This window comes from Mycobacterium sp. IDUB_28 (assembly GCF_055419285.1).
In genome coordinates this window covers 329,986-343,601 of record NZ_JBVAXK010000002.1, presented here as the reverse complement: position 1 = coordinate 343,601, position 13,616 = coordinate 329,986, and the positions used below count along the sequence as shown (strand labels likewise).

14 protein-coding genes are annotated in these 13,616 nt (G+C 68.0%); 7 read left to right on the top strand and 7 right to left on the bottom strand.

The genetic code is table 11. The features are described from left to right. Positions 1-58: 58 nt before the first annotated feature. Positions 59-472, top strand: coding sequence for a nitroreductase family deazaflavin-dependent oxidoreductase (locus ACZYZ9_RS05495; protein ID WP_463825197.1), 414 nt, complete (start codon positions 59-61; stop codon positions 470-472). A 24-nt stretch (positions 473-496) separates the two neighbouring features. Here the strand turns inward: ACZYZ9_RS05495 and ACZYZ9_RS05490 are convergent, their stop codons facing one another. Genes ACZYZ9_RS05490 through nadA form a run of 4 tightly spaced genes read right to left on the bottom strand, consistent with a single transcriptional unit; the run spans position 497 to position 5,061 of the window. Then, a complete protein-coding gene (locus ACZYZ9_RS05490; protein WP_463825196.1) occupies positions 497-1,522 on the bottom strand; it encodes a zinc-dependent alcohol dehydrogenase in 1,026 nt (341 codons plus the stop codon). A 49-nt stretch (positions 1,523-1,571) separates the two neighbouring features. Then, complete coding sequence (nadC, locus tag ACZYZ9_RS05485) at positions 1,572-2,429, bottom strand: carboxylating nicotinate-nucleotide diphosphorylase (protein WP_463825195.1); 858 nt, start codon at positions 2,427-2,429, stop codon at positions 1,572-1,574. Continuing rightward, complete coding sequence (locus ACZYZ9_RS05480; protein WP_463825194.1) at positions 2,429-4,018, bottom strand: L-aspartate oxidase; 1,590 nt, start codon at positions 4,016-4,018, stop codon at positions 2,429-2,431. The genes nadC and ACZYZ9_RS05480 overlap by 1 nt, the downstream gene beginning before the upstream one ends. Continuing rightward, positions 4,015-5,061 carry a quinolinate synthase NadA gene (gene nadA, locus ACZYZ9_RS05475; protein ID WP_463825193.1) on the bottom strand — a complete coding sequence of 349 codons (1,047 nt, stop codon included), beginning with the start codon at positions 5,059-5,061 and terminating at the stop codon, positions 4,015-4,017. Before nadA ends, ACZYZ9_RS05480 begins: the two co-directional genes overlap by 4 nt. 46 nt (positions 5,062-5,107) lie before the next feature. Between nadA and ACZYZ9_RS05470 the strand changes: the two genes are divergently transcribed. Together ACZYZ9_RS05470 and ACZYZ9_RS05465 are read left to right on the top strand one after the other, a co-directional pair. Continuing rightward, a complete protein-coding gene (locus ACZYZ9_RS05470) occupies positions 5,108-5,824 on the top strand; it encodes an NUDIX hydrolase (RefSeq protein WP_463825192.1) in 717 nt (238 codons plus the stop codon). A 203-nt stretch (positions 5,825-6,027) separates the two neighbouring features. Continuing rightward, entirely contained in the window at positions 6,028-7,368 is a 1,341-nt protein-coding gene (locus ACZYZ9_RS05465) for a lipase family protein (protein WP_463825191.1), read from the top strand. A 3-nt stretch (positions 7,369-7,371) separates the two neighbouring features. On the opposite strand, the gene ACZYZ9_RS05460 is transcribed toward ACZYZ9_RS05465, so the two are convergent. The 3 genes from ACZYZ9_RS05460 to bioB all read right to left on the bottom strand — a co-directional run bounded on the left by ACZYZ9_RS05460 (position 7,372) and on the right by bioB (position 9,643). Next, positions 7,372-8,085 carry a DUF2567 domain-containing protein gene (locus ACZYZ9_RS05460; protein ID WP_463825455.1) on the bottom strand — a complete coding sequence of 238 codons (714 nt, stop codon included), beginning with the start codon at positions 8,083-8,085 and terminating at the stop codon, positions 7,372-7,374. Between the two features lie 281 nt (positions 8,086-8,366). Then, positions 8,367-8,594: a biotin synthase auxiliary protein BsaP gene (bsaP, locus tag ACZYZ9_RS05455; RefSeq protein WP_463825190.1), complete on the bottom strand. Its 228-nt coding sequence runs from the start codon at positions 8,592-8,594 to the stop codon at positions 8,367-8,369. Beyond that, positions 8,594-9,643, bottom strand: coding sequence for a biotin synthase BioB (bioB, locus tag ACZYZ9_RS05450; protein ID WP_463825189.1), 1,050 nt, complete (start codon positions 9,641-9,643; stop codon positions 8,594-8,596). Before bioB ends, bsaP begins: the two co-directional genes overlap by 1 nt. Before the next feature lie 177 nt (positions 9,644-9,820). Between bioB and ACZYZ9_RS05445 the strand changes: the two genes are divergently transcribed. The 4 genes from ACZYZ9_RS05445 to ACZYZ9_RS05430 all read left to right on the top strand — a co-directional run bounded on the left by ACZYZ9_RS05445 (position 9,821) and on the right by ACZYZ9_RS05430 (position 13,593). Beyond that, the gene (locus tag ACZYZ9_RS05445; RefSeq protein ID WP_463825188.1) at positions 9,821-9,964 is read left to right on the top strand and encodes a hypothetical protein; all 144 of its coding nucleotides are present in this window, start codon (positions 9,821-9,823) and stop codon (positions 9,962-9,964) included. Between the two features lie 65 nt (positions 9,965-10,029). After that, positions 10,030-11,859, top strand: coding sequence for a hypothetical protein (locus tag ACZYZ9_RS05440; protein ID WP_463825187.1), 1,830 nt, complete (start codon positions 10,030-10,032; stop codon positions 11,857-11,859). A 4-nt stretch (positions 11,860-11,863) separates the two neighbouring features. Continuing rightward, entirely contained in the window at positions 11,864-12,229 is a 366-nt protein-coding gene (locus ACZYZ9_RS05435) for a hypothetical protein (RefSeq protein WP_463825186.1), read from the top strand. Continuing rightward, the gene (locus tag ACZYZ9_RS05430; RefSeq protein ID WP_463825185.1) at positions 12,226-13,593 is read left to right on the top strand and encodes a hypothetical protein; all 1,368 of its coding nucleotides are present in this window, start codon (positions 12,226-12,228) and stop codon (positions 13,591-13,593) included. Before ACZYZ9_RS05435 ends, ACZYZ9_RS05430 begins: the two co-directional genes overlap by 4 nt. Positions 13,594-13,616 lie beyond the last annotated feature (23 nt).

Below are 13,616 nucleotides of genomic sequence, written 5' to 3'. Positions count from 1 at the left end.
ATATTCCACCGGTAGTGTGCCCAGTGGAAGTCAGGCCCGGTAGCGGAGGGAGCCAGCCATGCCCGGTCGGGATCAACACCCCAACAACGCCCCCGGCGTCCCGATGATCTACCCGGTGTGGTTCGAGAACCTCCAAGTCAGATACCTCAACCCGGCGCTCAAACCGATCGTCCGCTACCTGCCCGGCACGGCGACGATCGAGCACCGCGGACGCAAGTCCGGCAAGCCGTACCGGACCATCGTCACCACCTACCGCAAAGGCGGTCTGTTGGCGGTCGCGCTGGGTCACGGCAAGACCGACTGGGTGAAGAACGTGCTGGCCGCCGGTGAAGCCGACGTGCATTACACCCGTCGGGTGGTGCACATCACCAATCCCCGGATCCTGCCCGCCGGTTCCGAGGCGGCCGGGCTGCCCTGGTTGGCGCGACTGCAACTGCGCCGGATGGCGGTCCTGGTCGGCGACGTCGCCTGAGCCGCAAGTGCCGAAGGCCGCGAGTCAAATCCTGGTGAAGACCGTCTTGCCGGTCATGGTGGGCCACGCGGCAGCGGCTTCTTCCCACGGCACCACGCGGTCGACGGCCGCCGACAGATCACATCCGTCGGCGATCAGCCCGAGCACGGACGGGATGGCCGCGCGCGCATTGACCCGGCCGGTGACGAACCTGACGCCCCGGGTATACAGGTGCAGCAGCGCCATCTCGACGTTCTGGTGATAGATGCCGGTGTCGGTGCACACGCCGTCCGCCCACGTCGCGCGCAACGTAGCGGCAAGTAGCTCCGGATCGGCCGAGGTGTTCACCGTCACCGGATAGGGATCCCACTCTTTGGCCGGTTTCGGCCGGTCGTGCGTAGTCGCGCCAAGCTGTTGTGCCGCGCTCAACCGCTGCGGGTCGGTGTCGACGTAGTCCACCTGGGCGCCGAGCGCTGAAGCGAACGCCACCGCATACAACCCGATGGACAACCGGCCGACCACCAGCACTCGCCGGTCGGCCTGGTCCAGCAGGGCCAGTTCGCTGGCGAAGGGACCGACTGTGCGCCAGCCGTCGGGAATGTTGTCCGACAGCGAGGCGACGGCCACCGGATCGACCCCGGCCGGAACCGGGATCAGCATCGCATCGGCGTAGGGCACCAACACCAGATCCGACATGAACCCGCCACCGTCCAGGCCGGCGATCGGTCCCATCCCGTACATCGCCATCAGCGGCAGCGAACCGCAGGAGCCGGTCGCCCCGCGGCGACACTCCCGACAGGTGCCGCAGCTGATCTGAAAAGGGACCACCACCCGGTCCCCGACTCGCACGCTGGACACCTCCGCACCCACCGCGACGACCTCGGCCACGCCTTCATGACCCACCGCGTAACCCGGCGGAAGCGGGAGCCGACCAGCGCAGACAGCGACGTCGAGGTCGCAGCAGGCGACGGCCAGCGGACGTACCAAGGCCTGTCCGGGCGCTGCCAGCACCGGGTCGGCGACCTCGCGCCACGCGTAGTGCCCGGGCTCCGTATGTGTCAATTGCCGCATCGCACCATCCTTGCCCGGTCACCTCATGCGCTGAAGCCCATGCCCGGCGCTACATGTCCAGGCCGACGTCCAGCACGCGCACCGAATGCGTCAACGCCCCGACGGCGAGGTAATCCACGCCTGTGCCGGCGTACGTCGCGGCCGTCTCCAGGCTGAGCCCACCGGAGGATTCGAGGAGAACCTCTGGCGCGCGGGCGTCGCGACGCTGCACCGCCGTCTGCGTCTGCCACACCGGGAAGTTGTCCAGCAGGATCAGCTCGGGCTTCTCGGGCAGCACCTCGTCGAGTTGCTCGAGGGAATCCACTTCGACCTCGCAGCACATCTCGGGTGCGGCGGCCCGCACGGCGCGCAACGCCTCCACCACCGATCCGGCCGCTGCGACGTGGTTGTCCTTGATCAGCGCCGCATCGCCCAGACCGAGCCGGTGATTGACGCCGCCGCCGACGCGCACCGCGTACTTCTGCAACGCCCGTAGACCCGGCAGGGTCTTGCGGGTGTCGCGAATCTTGGCCTTGGTGCCGCTGACGGCCTCCACCCACGCTGCCGTCACCGATGCGATCCCGGACAGGTGACAGACCAGGTTCAGCATGGTCCGTTCGGCGGTCAGCAGTCCCCGCGTCTCGGCCCGCACCGTCAGAAACGGCTCGCCCGCGTTGACTTTCGCCCCGTCCTCCACCCGGTGCAGCACCTGGTACCCGCGGCTGCCGATCACCTCGTCGAGCACCAGCAGCGCCACGTCCACCCCGGCGACCACGCCGGGCTCCCGGGGCACCATCGACGCGGTGGCCACGTCGTTCGCCGGCACGGTGGCCAACGTGGTGGTGTCCGGGCCGTAACGCAGGTCTTCGACCAGGCCCCGTCGGATGGTCTCCCGAGCGTCGATCAGCTCGGCGTCGTCCAGCATCATCAGCCCACCGCCGCCAACGCTTCGACCTGGACAGAATCGGTCGGCTGCTCGCCGTCGAAGGCCAGCCGGACCAGAATGCTGCGCCCGGTCTCGGTGGCGGCCGACGGATGTTCGGCGCGGTGGTGGCATCCGCGGCTTTCGGCGCGGGCCAGCGCGGCGGCGGTGACCGTCCGGGCGGCCAGCGCCAGGGCGACGTCCTCGGCGCCGCGCCGGTCTGTCACATCCCGGACCGGTGCGGCGCCCAGCTTCCCGGCCAGCGCCTGCAGCCCGGGGGCGTCGCGGACCACCGAGGCATCCCGGCTCATCGCCTGCTGCAGGTCGGCGCGCTCGGGCGCGGTGTGGACGATCGGTGCGGGCAGCTTCGCGCGCGGATGCCCCGCTGCCGCCGCGTGTGCGACGGCGGCAGTGCCGGCCCGTGCGCCGACCACCAGACCTTCCAGCAGGCTGTTGGAGGCCAACCGGTTGGCGCCGTGCATGCCGGTGCGCGCCACTTCCCCGGCGGCGAACAATCCGGGCAGTTCGGTCCGGCCGTAGACGTCGGTGACGACGCCGCCGCAGCTGTAGTGTGCGCCCGGAATGATCGGGATGGGTTGGCGCACCGGGTCGATGCCGGCCGCGCGGCACGCGGCGGTGACCGTCGGGAACCGTGCCGGGAAGCCGGCGATGGCTCGGGCATCGAGGTAGGCGCACGGCTCGCCGGTGGCTTTCAGCCGCGCGTCGATGGCCGCGGCGACGACGTCGCGCGGGGCCAGGTCGCCCATCGGGTGGATACCGGCGGTGATCGAATTGCCTTGTTTGTCAATCAGTTTCGCGCCTTCACCGCGGATCGCCTCGGTGATCAGCGGTCGCCGGCCCCCGCCGTCGGGGGTGTAGAGCATCGTCGGGTGGAATTGGATGAATTCGAGGTCGGCGATCGCCGCGCCGGCCCACAATGCCAATGCGATGCCGTCACCGGTGGAACCGACCGGGTTGGTGGTCGCGCTGTAGAGATGCCCGAGGCCACCGGTGGCCAATATCACCGACGGCGCATGGATGATGCCGCAACCATCGGCACGCCCGACCAGCACCCCGGTGACCGCGTCACCGTCGTGCAGCACCCGCAGTGCGACGTGGCCGTTGCGGATGTCCAGCAGGCGGGCCGCATGATCGAGGGTGCGCTGCACCTCAGCGCCGGTCGCATCCCCGCCGGCATGCACGACGCGTCGTCGCGAGTGCCCGCCTTCGCGGGTAACATCCCACCGGCCCGGCACCACCTCGTCGAATCGTGCTCCCGCGCAGACCAATTCGGTCACCGCCCGGTAGCCGTCGGCGACGATCGAATACACCGCCTCAGGGTCGCACAGGCCCGCGCCCGCGGCCAGGGTGTCGGCGACGTGGGCGTCGACCGAGTCGTCGTTGTCCGGCAGTACCACCGCGATGCCGCCCTGGGCGTAGTGGGTGGCGGTCACCGCCCGCGTCTGCGTCGCTTTGTTGAGGACCACGACGCGGCCTCCCGCGCGGTGCGCGGCCAGCCCGGCGGCCAGTCCCGCGACGCCCATGCCGATCACCACGACGTCGGCGGAGTCCTGCCAGACCGGGCCAGTCGTCATTCGCCACCGCCCGGCTGGCCGATCGCGATCATCCGCTGCACGCTGCGGCGCCCCGCCGCCGCGATGTCCGGGTCGACGTGGACTTCGTCGGCGCCGTCCAGCAGGCAGCGCAACAGTGCGGCCGGGGTGATCATCTTCATGTACTTGCACGACGCGCGGTCGTTGACCGCCTGGAACTCGACTTCCGGTGCGGCCCTGCGTAGTTGGTGCAACATGCCGACCTCGGTGGCCACCAGCACCTTGCGGGCGTGGGTCTGGTGGGCGGCGTCCAGCATTCCGCCGGTGGATAGGATCTTGACTCGGTCGGCCGGGAAAGCTCCTTCCCCGGCCAGATACAAAGCCGAAGTGGCGCAACCACACTCGGGATGAACGAACAGCTCCGCGTCCGGGTTGGCGCGGGCCTGCTCGGTGAGCTCGTCACCGTTGATCCCGGCGTGCACGTGGCATTCGCCGGCCCACACATGCAGGTTCTCCCGACCCGTCACCCGGCGCACGTGGGCGCCCAGGAACTGGTCGGGGCAGAACAGCACTTCGCGGTCGGGGTCGATGGAGGCCACCACCTCGACCGCGTTGGACGACGTGCAGCAGATGTCGGTGAGGGCCTTGACCTCTGCGGTGGTGTTGACATAGGAGACCACGACCGCCCCGGGATGGTCGGCTTTCCAGGCGCGCAGTTCGTCGGCGGTGATCGAATCGGCCAGCGAGCACCCGGCGCGCTGATCCGGGATGAGTACCGTCTTGGCCGGGCTCAGGATCTTGGCGGTCTCGGCCATGAAGTGCACCCCGCAGAACACGATGGTGTCCTCAGGCGCGTCGGCCGCGATGCGGGACAGGGCCAGCGAGTCCCCCACGTGGTCGGCGACGTCCTGGATCGCCGGCAGCTGGTAGTTGTGGGCCAGGACGGTCGCACCGCGCAGCCGCGCCAGGCGGCGGATCTCGGCAGCCCACTGCGCGTCGCCCTCGATCCCGGTGTAGCCGGTCGCCGTGCTGACGATGCGGGCTGCCAGCTCATCGGCGATGTCCATGCGATTCAAGACCGTCATGGGGGCTCCTTTCGCACCCGGAGGTTTTCGACTTATAATCGAAAACATGCCTCATGGTAGCACCGCACACGAAGTGCTTGCCGTCGTGTTCCAGGTTTCACTGGGTGCCGGCAGCACTGCAAAGGGGTTACAGGCACAAAAACCGCAGTTGAACGTCCTGCTGTGGCAGCGCGCACAGGAACCGCAACAGGGTGCGTGGTCACTGCCCGGCGGCCGGTTGCGCAACGACGAGGACATGACCACCTCGGTTCGTCGCCAACTCGCCGAGAAAGTGGATCTGCGCGAAATCTCGCACCTGGAACAACTGGCCGTGTTCTCCGACCCCGAGCGCGTGCCGGGCACCCGGATGATCGCCTCCACCTTCCTGGGTCTGGTGCCCTCCCCTGCCACGCCGGAACTGCCGCCCGACACCCGCTGGCACCCGGTCAACTCGTTACCGGAGATGGCGTTCGACCACGGCCCGATGGTGGCGCACGCCCGCACCCGACTGGTGGCCAAGATGTCGTACACGAACATCGGATTTGCCCTGGCGCCGAAGGAATTCGCGTTGTCCACCTTGCGCGATATCTACGGTGCCGCCCTGGGCCATCAGGTCGATGCGACCAACCTGCAGCGGGTGCTGGCCCGCCGTAAGGTCATCACCCAGACCGGCACCATCGCCCAGTCCGGACGCAGCGGCGGCCGCCCAGCGGCGCTGTACCGATTCACCGACTCCCGGCTGCGGGTCACCGACGAGTTCGCCGCGCTGCGGCCGCCCGGCTGAGCAGCCTTGTGACGGGCACCACGGCGTGCTGACTTCGGATCGGCGTAACCGGCCTGTACTGTCTTTAAGAGTTGTTTAAGAAGCTACTGGCGCAGAGTGAGCATCAACGCTGCGCTTCGACAGGCTGACGGCGCGCCCATCCCGCGGTATCGGGGCCGGTGGCACGCGTACACCGAAGCCGATCGGCCTCGAAGGGAGCCTTGATGGTGGAGCTGGCCAATGTGGCAGGCGCAACGGGTGCGGAATGGATCGGCCGCGCTCCGCACGAGGAGTTGCAGCGCAAGACCCGCCCGCTGCTGCCGTCCGACGACCCGTTCTATCAGCCGCCCCCCGGCTTCCAGCACGCCGAACCCGGGACCGTGCTGCGTTCGCGCGACGTCGAACTGGCCTTCATGGGCCTGATCCCGCAGTCCATGACGGCTGTCCAGTTGCTCTTCCGCACCACTGATCTGAACGGCAACCCCGAGGCGACGGTGACCACGGTGCTCGTCCCGGCGGAGGTGGCGCCCGGCAAGACGACGCCGGTGCTGTCCTACCAGTGCGCCATCGACGCGGTGGCGTCGCGCTGCTTTCCGTCGTATGCGCTGCGGCGGCGGGCGAAGGCGCTCGGATCCATCAGTCAACTCGAGCTGCTGCTGATCACCGCGGCTGTGGCAGAAGGCTGGGCGGTTTCGGTGCCCGACCACGAAGGTTTGCGCGGCGCCTGGGGCGTGCCGTTCGAACCCGGTTACCGCATCCTGGACGGGCTGCGCGCGGCGCTGAACACCGAGCGGCTCGGTTTGTCGCCGTCGGCGCCGATCGGCCTGTGGGGTTACTCCGGCGGCGGGCTGGCCAGCGCGTGGGCAGCCGAGATGTGCGGTGAATACGCCCCCGAGTTGAACATCGTCGGGGCGGTCCTGGGCTCCCCCGTCGGCAACCTGGGCAATACGTTCCGCAGGCTCAACGGTGGCCTGTTCGCCGGTCTGCCCTCCCTGGTGGTCGCCGCGCTCACGCACACCTACCCCGGTCTGGACGCGGTGATCAAGGAGCACACCAGCGAAGAGGGACGTGCCCTGCTCGACCGGCTGGAGACGATGACCACGGTGGAAGCCGTCGTCAAGATGGCGCACAAGAACATGGGCGACTACCTCGACGAACCGCTGGAACAGACACTGTCCAGACCGGCGGTGGTGCACGTCTTCGACAACATCAAGCTCGGGGCGGCCATCCCCACCCCGCCGGTGCTGATCGTGCAGGCCGTCCACGACTATCTGATCGCCGTCGACGACATCGACGAGCTCGCCGAGACCTACATCGCCGGTGGCGCCAGCGTCACCTACCACCGGGATGCGTTCAACGAGCACATGTTCCTACACCCGCTGTCGGCGCCCATGGCACTGCGCTGGTTGATCGACCGGTTCGCCGACCGGCCGCTGACCGACCACCTGGTGCGTACGACGTGGCCCACGATGTTCAACCCGATGACCTATGCCGGCATGGCGCGGCTCGGTGTGATCGCGGCCAAAGTGATCACCGGCCGCAAGATCCACCGCCGGCCGCTCTAGTTCTTACGTCAGCGGGCCCTGCGGGGTCATCGGCTTCGGAGCGGGCGGGGGTCCCGCCGGGGGCATCGGCGCAACCCAGTGCACCCGGTGCTGCGGCGGGTAGCCGCCCAGGTCGTCGCGGATCGTCCCGGCCGCCAGCACCGCATAGACCAGGGCCACCGTCGCGGTCGGTGAGAGCAGGGTGACCACGATGTGCGCAGCCGAGTGGCCGAAGAACACCGGGGGCGCCTGCGTCACGTAGGTCAGCGAGTGGTCGGCCTTCGACAACGGAACACTGTCGAAATCCAACGCACCGTAACGCACGTGGACCAGCAGCGCCCCGACCCCGGCAGCGACCGCGGCCGCGCCGACCAGTCCGAGGCACAGCGCGGCGACCATCTGCGGACCGCGATGGTCGCGCCACTGCCACGCCGCCACCGCGGCCACTACCGCGACGACCCCCAGCAAACTCACCAAGAGCATCGGCGCGATGAAGAAGTTCCGCGGCTCACCGTCCAGGCCGCCCAGGTATTCGTGCACCCGCTCGCCCTTGCGGGTGACGGCCACCACGGCGTGGACAGCCGGAGCAATCCACGCCCACAGCGCGCCGACGAGCACGCCGGCCGCCGTCAGGACAGCCACCACGGTCAGCAGCGCGCGCCGGCGCGTGGTCCGCGGCGCGACCCGGCCGGGATCCGCACCCGACGGCTGCTGCGGCGTCACCGCCACTCCGTCCATCACCTGCACTCACCTCCGATCGCAGACGCCCCGCGAGCATATCGTTGTCGCGGTATCAGCCTGGGGGCGCGGCGTCGTCGGCTCCGGGCCTTTGCCGGTCCCCAGCGCCCTCATATGTGCGCTCATCAGCCCCATTTGCCGGCATTTCGGGGACGGTCGCGCGAGGCGAGCGCCTCTGCGCCCGGGGGCGGCACCGTCGACGACGCCACCGATTGCGGGCCACAGTGCGTCGGTGACGCCGGCCCACGGCTGCGCCGGCACAGCCAGAGCCATGTGAGCTGTCAGCGCTGCACGTCCAGGTCGGCAGAATCCACCAGTCCGTGCCGCGAACACTTGGCCCACCAACCGTCGGGCCGAACCTGCACGATCATCCGCCGCCCGCACGCGGCGCAGAACCGGGGCGGTTCCAGGCCCAGTTCGGCTGCGGTGGGCACCGCGGTGCCGGCTTGCACACCGGTATAGACGTTGTAGACGCCCGCCCCCACCGGGTCCGGCAGATCGCGGCCCATTACAGACTTGCGTTGAGCGCCTTGAGCGGCATCTGCAGGTCGTTGAGCAACTCGAGGTCGGCTTCAGCGGGCCGGCCGAGCGTGGTCAGGTAGTTGCCGACGATCACCGCATTGATCCCGCCCAGGATGCCCTGCTTGGCGCCGAGGTCGCCCAGAGTGATCTCGCGGCCGCCGGCGAACCGGAGCATCGTGCGCGGCAACGCCAGCCGGAACGCACCGACCGCCTTGAGCGCTTCGCTGGCCGGCAACACTTCCAGGTCACCGAACGGCGTGCCGGGCCGCGGATTGAGGAAGTTCAGCGGCACCTCGTCGGGGTTCAACTCGGCCAGGTCGGCGGCGAACTCGGCGCGTTGTTCCAGCGTTTCGCCCATGCCCAAGATCCCGCCGCAGCACACCTCCATGCCGGCGTCGCGCACCATCGACAGCGTCTGCCAGCGCTCTTCCCAGGTGTGGGTGGTGACGACATTGGTGAAGAACGACCGTGCGGTCTCGAGGTTGTGGTTGTAACGGTGCACCCCCATCGCCGCCAACCGATCCACCTGCTTGGCCGTCAACATGCCCAGCGAGCAGGCGATCTGAATCTCCACCTCGTTACGAATCGCCTCGATGCCGGCTGCGACCTGGGCGAGCAACCGCTCGTCGGGTCCGCGCACCGCGGCCACGATGCAGAATTCGGTGGCCCCGGACTTCGCGGTCTGCTTGGCGGCCTCCACCAGGCTGGGGATGTCCAGCCAAGCACTGCGCACCGGCGACTTGAACAAACCCGACTGGGAACAGAAGTGGCAGTCCTCCGGGCAGCCGCCGGTCTTGAGGCTGATGATGCCCTCCACCTCGACCTCGGGACCACACCAGCGCATCCGCACCTCGTGAGCCAGGGCCAGCAGCTCCTCGAGCCGGTCATCGGGCAACTGCAGCACCTGCAGCACCTGGTCCTTGCTGAGCCCCGCACCGCCCTCCAGCACCTGCCGGCGGGCGACGGCCAGGATGTCCGCGTCGGCGTCGCGATCCAGGCCGGCCTCGGTAGACGGTCGAATTGGCGCTTGGGTCACCAGGTACTCCCCTGCTTCTTGATCGGGCCCGCGCGCGTTCCGGCCGCGGCGGCCCGAATCGAAAGATGTTCAGGCTAGGTTAACGGTCCCGGCCCCGGCGGACCCGGAGCGGGCTCGCAGTGCCGCACTGACACAGTTGCCGGGATACAAGTCCATCCGGCAGGGTAGAGAACCACTATGACCGACGAAAACGTCATCTACCTGGCTGACCACGGGGTCTGGCTGGCGATTCCGGCACTGACTCCTGCGTTGATTGTCGTAGGCGTGGTGTTGTATATCGCAATGCGGAACCGGCGAAGCTCGAGCGAAAAGCAGGATTGACCAGTGTTGCAATGGGGCATTAAAGATTCGTCCTAATCAGCGGCGCAAAACGGGAGGCGATCGCGATGGAAATGGCAGTTGTGGCGGAGGCGCCGGCAGCACGCGGTGCGGAACTGAATCAGGTCATCGGCCTGTCAGTTGCCGCACTGGTGATCACGCTGATCATGCTGGGTATTGGTTGGGCTCATCGCACCCACCGGATCAGTTGGCTGGACAAGTTCGCCAACTGGCTCGGCGTCAAGTTCAAGCGTCCGGCCTGGGTGGCACTGCCGGTGTTGGTATACACCACGTCCATCATCTGCGCGCTGTTCGGCTTCATCTGGGACGTCAGCTGGCACATCGGTGAAGGTCGCGACCCCGGTCCGCTGGCAAACCCGGCGCACTACTTCATCATTATCGGGTTGTTCGGCATCTTCCTGGCCGGCATGACCGCGATCGCGCTCCCGTTCGACAAGCCCGGTCCCGCCCCGGTGCGGATCACCGAACACTGGCACGCCCCCGTCGGCGGCATCTTGATGGCCGGTTGTGGCATGTACGCCTTGTTCGGTTTTCCGCTTGACGACATCTGGCACCGCATCTTCGGCCAGGACGTCACTCTGTGGGGTCCCACCCACCTGATGATGATCGGTGGGGCGGGCCTGTCCCTGTTCTCCGTGCTCATGCTCGAGTACGAAGGCGGGCGGGCGCTGCCCGACGCGCCGCCGGAGAAGCCGTTCGTCCGGTTCCTGCGTTACCTGTCCTGCGGTGGACTGCTGATCGGCCTGTCGGTGTATCAGATCGAGTTCGACTTCGGCGTCCCGCAGTTCCGCCTGGTATTCCAACCGATGATGATCGCCGGCGTCGCGGCGCTCGCGCTGATCGTGGCGCGCATGACGCTGGGGAAGGGCGCGGCGATCATCGCAGCGCTGTTCGCGATCGCGCTGCGCGGCGCGGTGGCCTTCACGGTCGGTCCCGTCCTTGGCGCACCACTGAACTGGTTCCCGCTGTACCTCGGCCCCGCGCTGGTGGTCGAGATCCTGGCGCTCACCCCGCTGTTGAAGCGTCCCATCGTGTTCGGCGCGGTCACCGGCCTGCTGGTGGGCACCGTGGGCCTGTGGCTGGAGTCGCTCTGGATCGGCGCCGTCTATCACTACCCGTGGCCGGTCAGCATGTGGGGCGAGGCCCTGGCGATGGCAGTGCCGGTCGCGGTGCTGATGGGCGTCTGCGGAGCGATGACCGGAATGGTGCTGACCGGGCAGAAACTGCCCGGCCGTGCCATCGGCATCGGATTCGTCGCCGCCACGGTTCTGGTCATCGGAGTGGCGGTGGCCAACGGGTTGCACATCGTCATCCCGAGCCAGAACACCGCGACCATCACGCTCACCGACCTGCCCGGCGAACCCGGCAAACGGATGGTTTCGGCGGACGTGCTGATCAACCCGCCGGACCTGATCCAGGACGAGCCCTATTGGCTGTCGACCACATCGTGGCAGGGAAAAATGGTCAACGACCGCGGTCTGGTCATCAACCGGCTCGAGAAGGTGGGTCCCGGGCACTACCGCACCACCAAACCCATCCCGGTATGGGGTTCGTGGAAGACGCTGTTGCGCGTGCATGACGGCTACACCATGACCGCGGTGCCGATTTATGAACCGGCCGACGAGGCGATTCCTGCACCGGAGGTGCCCGCCCAGCCGGTCATCACCCGGCCGTTCGTCCTGGAGAACACCATCCTGCAGCGCGAACGCGACCCGAACGCGCCCGAATGGCTGTTCACCGGAGGCTCGATCCTGGTGCTGATCTTCACCCTGATGGTGATCACGGCGCTGACGTGGGGCGCCGGCCGGATCAACAACGAGACCACCAAGCCCCGGCAGCCGGAAGAGGAAAAGCACCCCCTTCCTGAAGCGGCATAGCTCGATGACAGTCAAGCGTGCCCTCGCCGCGGCGTGGGCGGGGTTGCTCATGTCGGCGCTGATCGCCTGCGGTGGCAATTCGACGAGCAATTCCGCCCCGGCGGCGCTGGAACTCAACGTGACCATCGCCAACGGACAGATCTCCCCGACCAACGCCACCCTGCAGGCCAAGGTCAAGCAGCAGATCACCCTGCACGTCACCAGTGACGCCACCGACGAGCTGCACGTCCACTCGGTCCCCGACCACAGGTTCCAGGTCGCGGCCGCGCCGAACCAGACGTTCCAGTTCAGCGTTGACGTGCCCGGCAGCGTCGACGTGGAGTCACACCACCTGCACAAGACGATCGCGACCATCCAAGTCCAACCGTGACCGACAGCCGCTCGGCGTCGGTGCTCGCGCACGGCCTCGGCGGGTCCAACGATCTCCCGGTTCCGTACACGTTCGCCCTCATCGGCGCGGCCTGGGCGCTGACGTTCACCTTCGCCCTGGTCGCGCTGGCCTGGAAGCGGCCGCGGTTCGATCCGGCCAAACCGGGTCGTCCGTTACCGGATGCGGTGACCGCCGTGGTCGATGCCCGCATCACCCGGTGGGTGGCTGCCGGTCTGGCGTTGCTGTTCGCCTGCTGGGTGCTGGCCTCCGGGCTGTGGGGTCCGCAGACGCAGGCCAACGGCCTGCTCGGGGCGTTCTATGTGTTGCTGTGGGTCGGGTTGGTCGCGCTGTCGCTGTCCTTCGGCCCGGTCTGGCGAGTTGTCTCCCCGGTGCGCACGGTGTATCTGCTGGTGCGACGCTGCCTGCCGGAGCGCCTGCGTCGAACCCGACTGGCTTATCCGGAGAGCTGGGGGTACCGTCCGGCCGCGATCGGGTTGTTCGCATTCGTCTGGATGGAACTGGCGAGCCCGGATCCAGCTTCGTTGACCGCGGTGAAGACATGGTTGCTGATCTATGCGGTGGTGCTGTTCGTCGGGGCGTGGCTGTGCGGGCAGCGCTTCCTGGCCCGGGCCGACCCGTTCGGCGTGTACAGCATGGCGGTGTCGCGACTGTGCCCGTTCTGGCGCAACACCGAAACCGGCAAGATCGTGATCGGCAACCCGTTCGACCACCTGCCGTCACTGCCGGTGCGCCCGGGAGTGGTGATGGTGCTGTCGGTGTTGCTCGGCTCCACCGCCTTCGACAGTTTCTCGGCGGCGCCGGCCTGGCGGAATTTCGCGGACGGCATCGCCCGCGGTATGCACGGCGTGCCGGAGACGCTGACCTCCTCCGCGCTGCGGACAGCCGGGTTGATCATCTTCATTTCGATTGTCGCGCTTACCTTTTCGCTGGCGGCACGCGCGACCGGCGGGGTGGACGCCGGGCAGCGCCGCGAGTTGCCCGGGCAGCTGGCGCACTCGTTGATCCCGATCGTGGTGGGCTATATCTTTGCGCACTACCTCACTTACCTGGTGGAGCGTGGACAGCAGGCCGTCATCGCGCTCGCCGATCCGCTGGGACGCGGCTGGAATCCGTTCGGGCTGGCCGACCAGCACGTCGCTTACGTGTTGTCGATGCATCCGGCGGTGCTGTCGACGATCAAGGTGGCGTGCGTGGTCACGGGTCACATCGTGGCGGTCATCGCAGCGCACGACAAAGCGTTACGTCTGCTCCCCAAAGACCACCAGCTCACCGGTCAGCTCACCATGATGCTGGTCATGGTTGGTTACACCTTCATGGGCTTGTATTTGCTGTTTGGTGGTTGAGAGGGTGAGCGGCAAGGGAAAGG

Coding starts and splice junctions, on each gene's coding strand:
- ACZYZ9_RS05495 (WP_463825197.1), top strand. CDS start 59: ATGCCCGGTCGGGATCAACACCCCAACAACGCCCCCGGCGTCCCGATG.
- ACZYZ9_RS05490 (WP_463825196.1), bottom strand. CDS start 1,522: ATGCGGCAATTGACACATACGGAGCCCGGGCACTACGCGTGGCGCGAG.
- nadC (WP_463825195.1), bottom strand. CDS start 2,429: ATGATGCTGGACGACGCCGAGCTGATCGACGCTCGGGAGACCATCCGA.
- ACZYZ9_RS05480 (WP_463825194.1), bottom strand. CDS start 4,018: ATGACGACTGGCCCGGTCTGGCAGGACTCCGCCGACGTCGTGGTGATC.
- nadA (WP_463825193.1), bottom strand. CDS start 5,061: ATGACGGTCTTGAATCGCATGGACATCGCCGATGAGCTGGCAGCCCGC.
- ACZYZ9_RS05470 (WP_463825192.1), top strand. CDS start 5,108: ATGCCTCATGGTAGCACCGCACACGAAGTGCTTGCCGTCGTGTTCCAG.
- ACZYZ9_RS05465 (WP_463825191.1), top strand. CDS start 6,028: ATGGTGGAGCTGGCCAATGTGGCAGGCGCAACGGGTGCGGAATGGATC.
- ACZYZ9_RS05460 (WP_463825455.1), bottom strand. CDS start 8,085: ATGGACGGAGTGGCGGTGACGCCGCAGCAGCCGTCGGGTGCGGATCCC.
- bsaP (WP_463825190.1), bottom strand. CDS start 8,594: ATGGGCCGCGATCTGCCGGACCCGGTGGGGGCGGGCGTCTACAACGTC.
- ACZYZ9_RS05445 (WP_463825188.1), top strand. CDS start 9,821: ATGACCGACGAAAACGTCATCTACCTGGCTGACCACGGGGTCTGGCTG.
- ACZYZ9_RS05440 (WP_463825187.1), top strand. CDS start 10,030: ATGGAAATGGCAGTTGTGGCGGAGGCGCCGGCAGCACGCGGTGCGGAA.
- ACZYZ9_RS05435 (WP_463825186.1), top strand. CDS start 11,864: ATGACAGTCAAGCGTGCCCTCGCCGCGGCGTGGGCGGGGTTGCTCATG.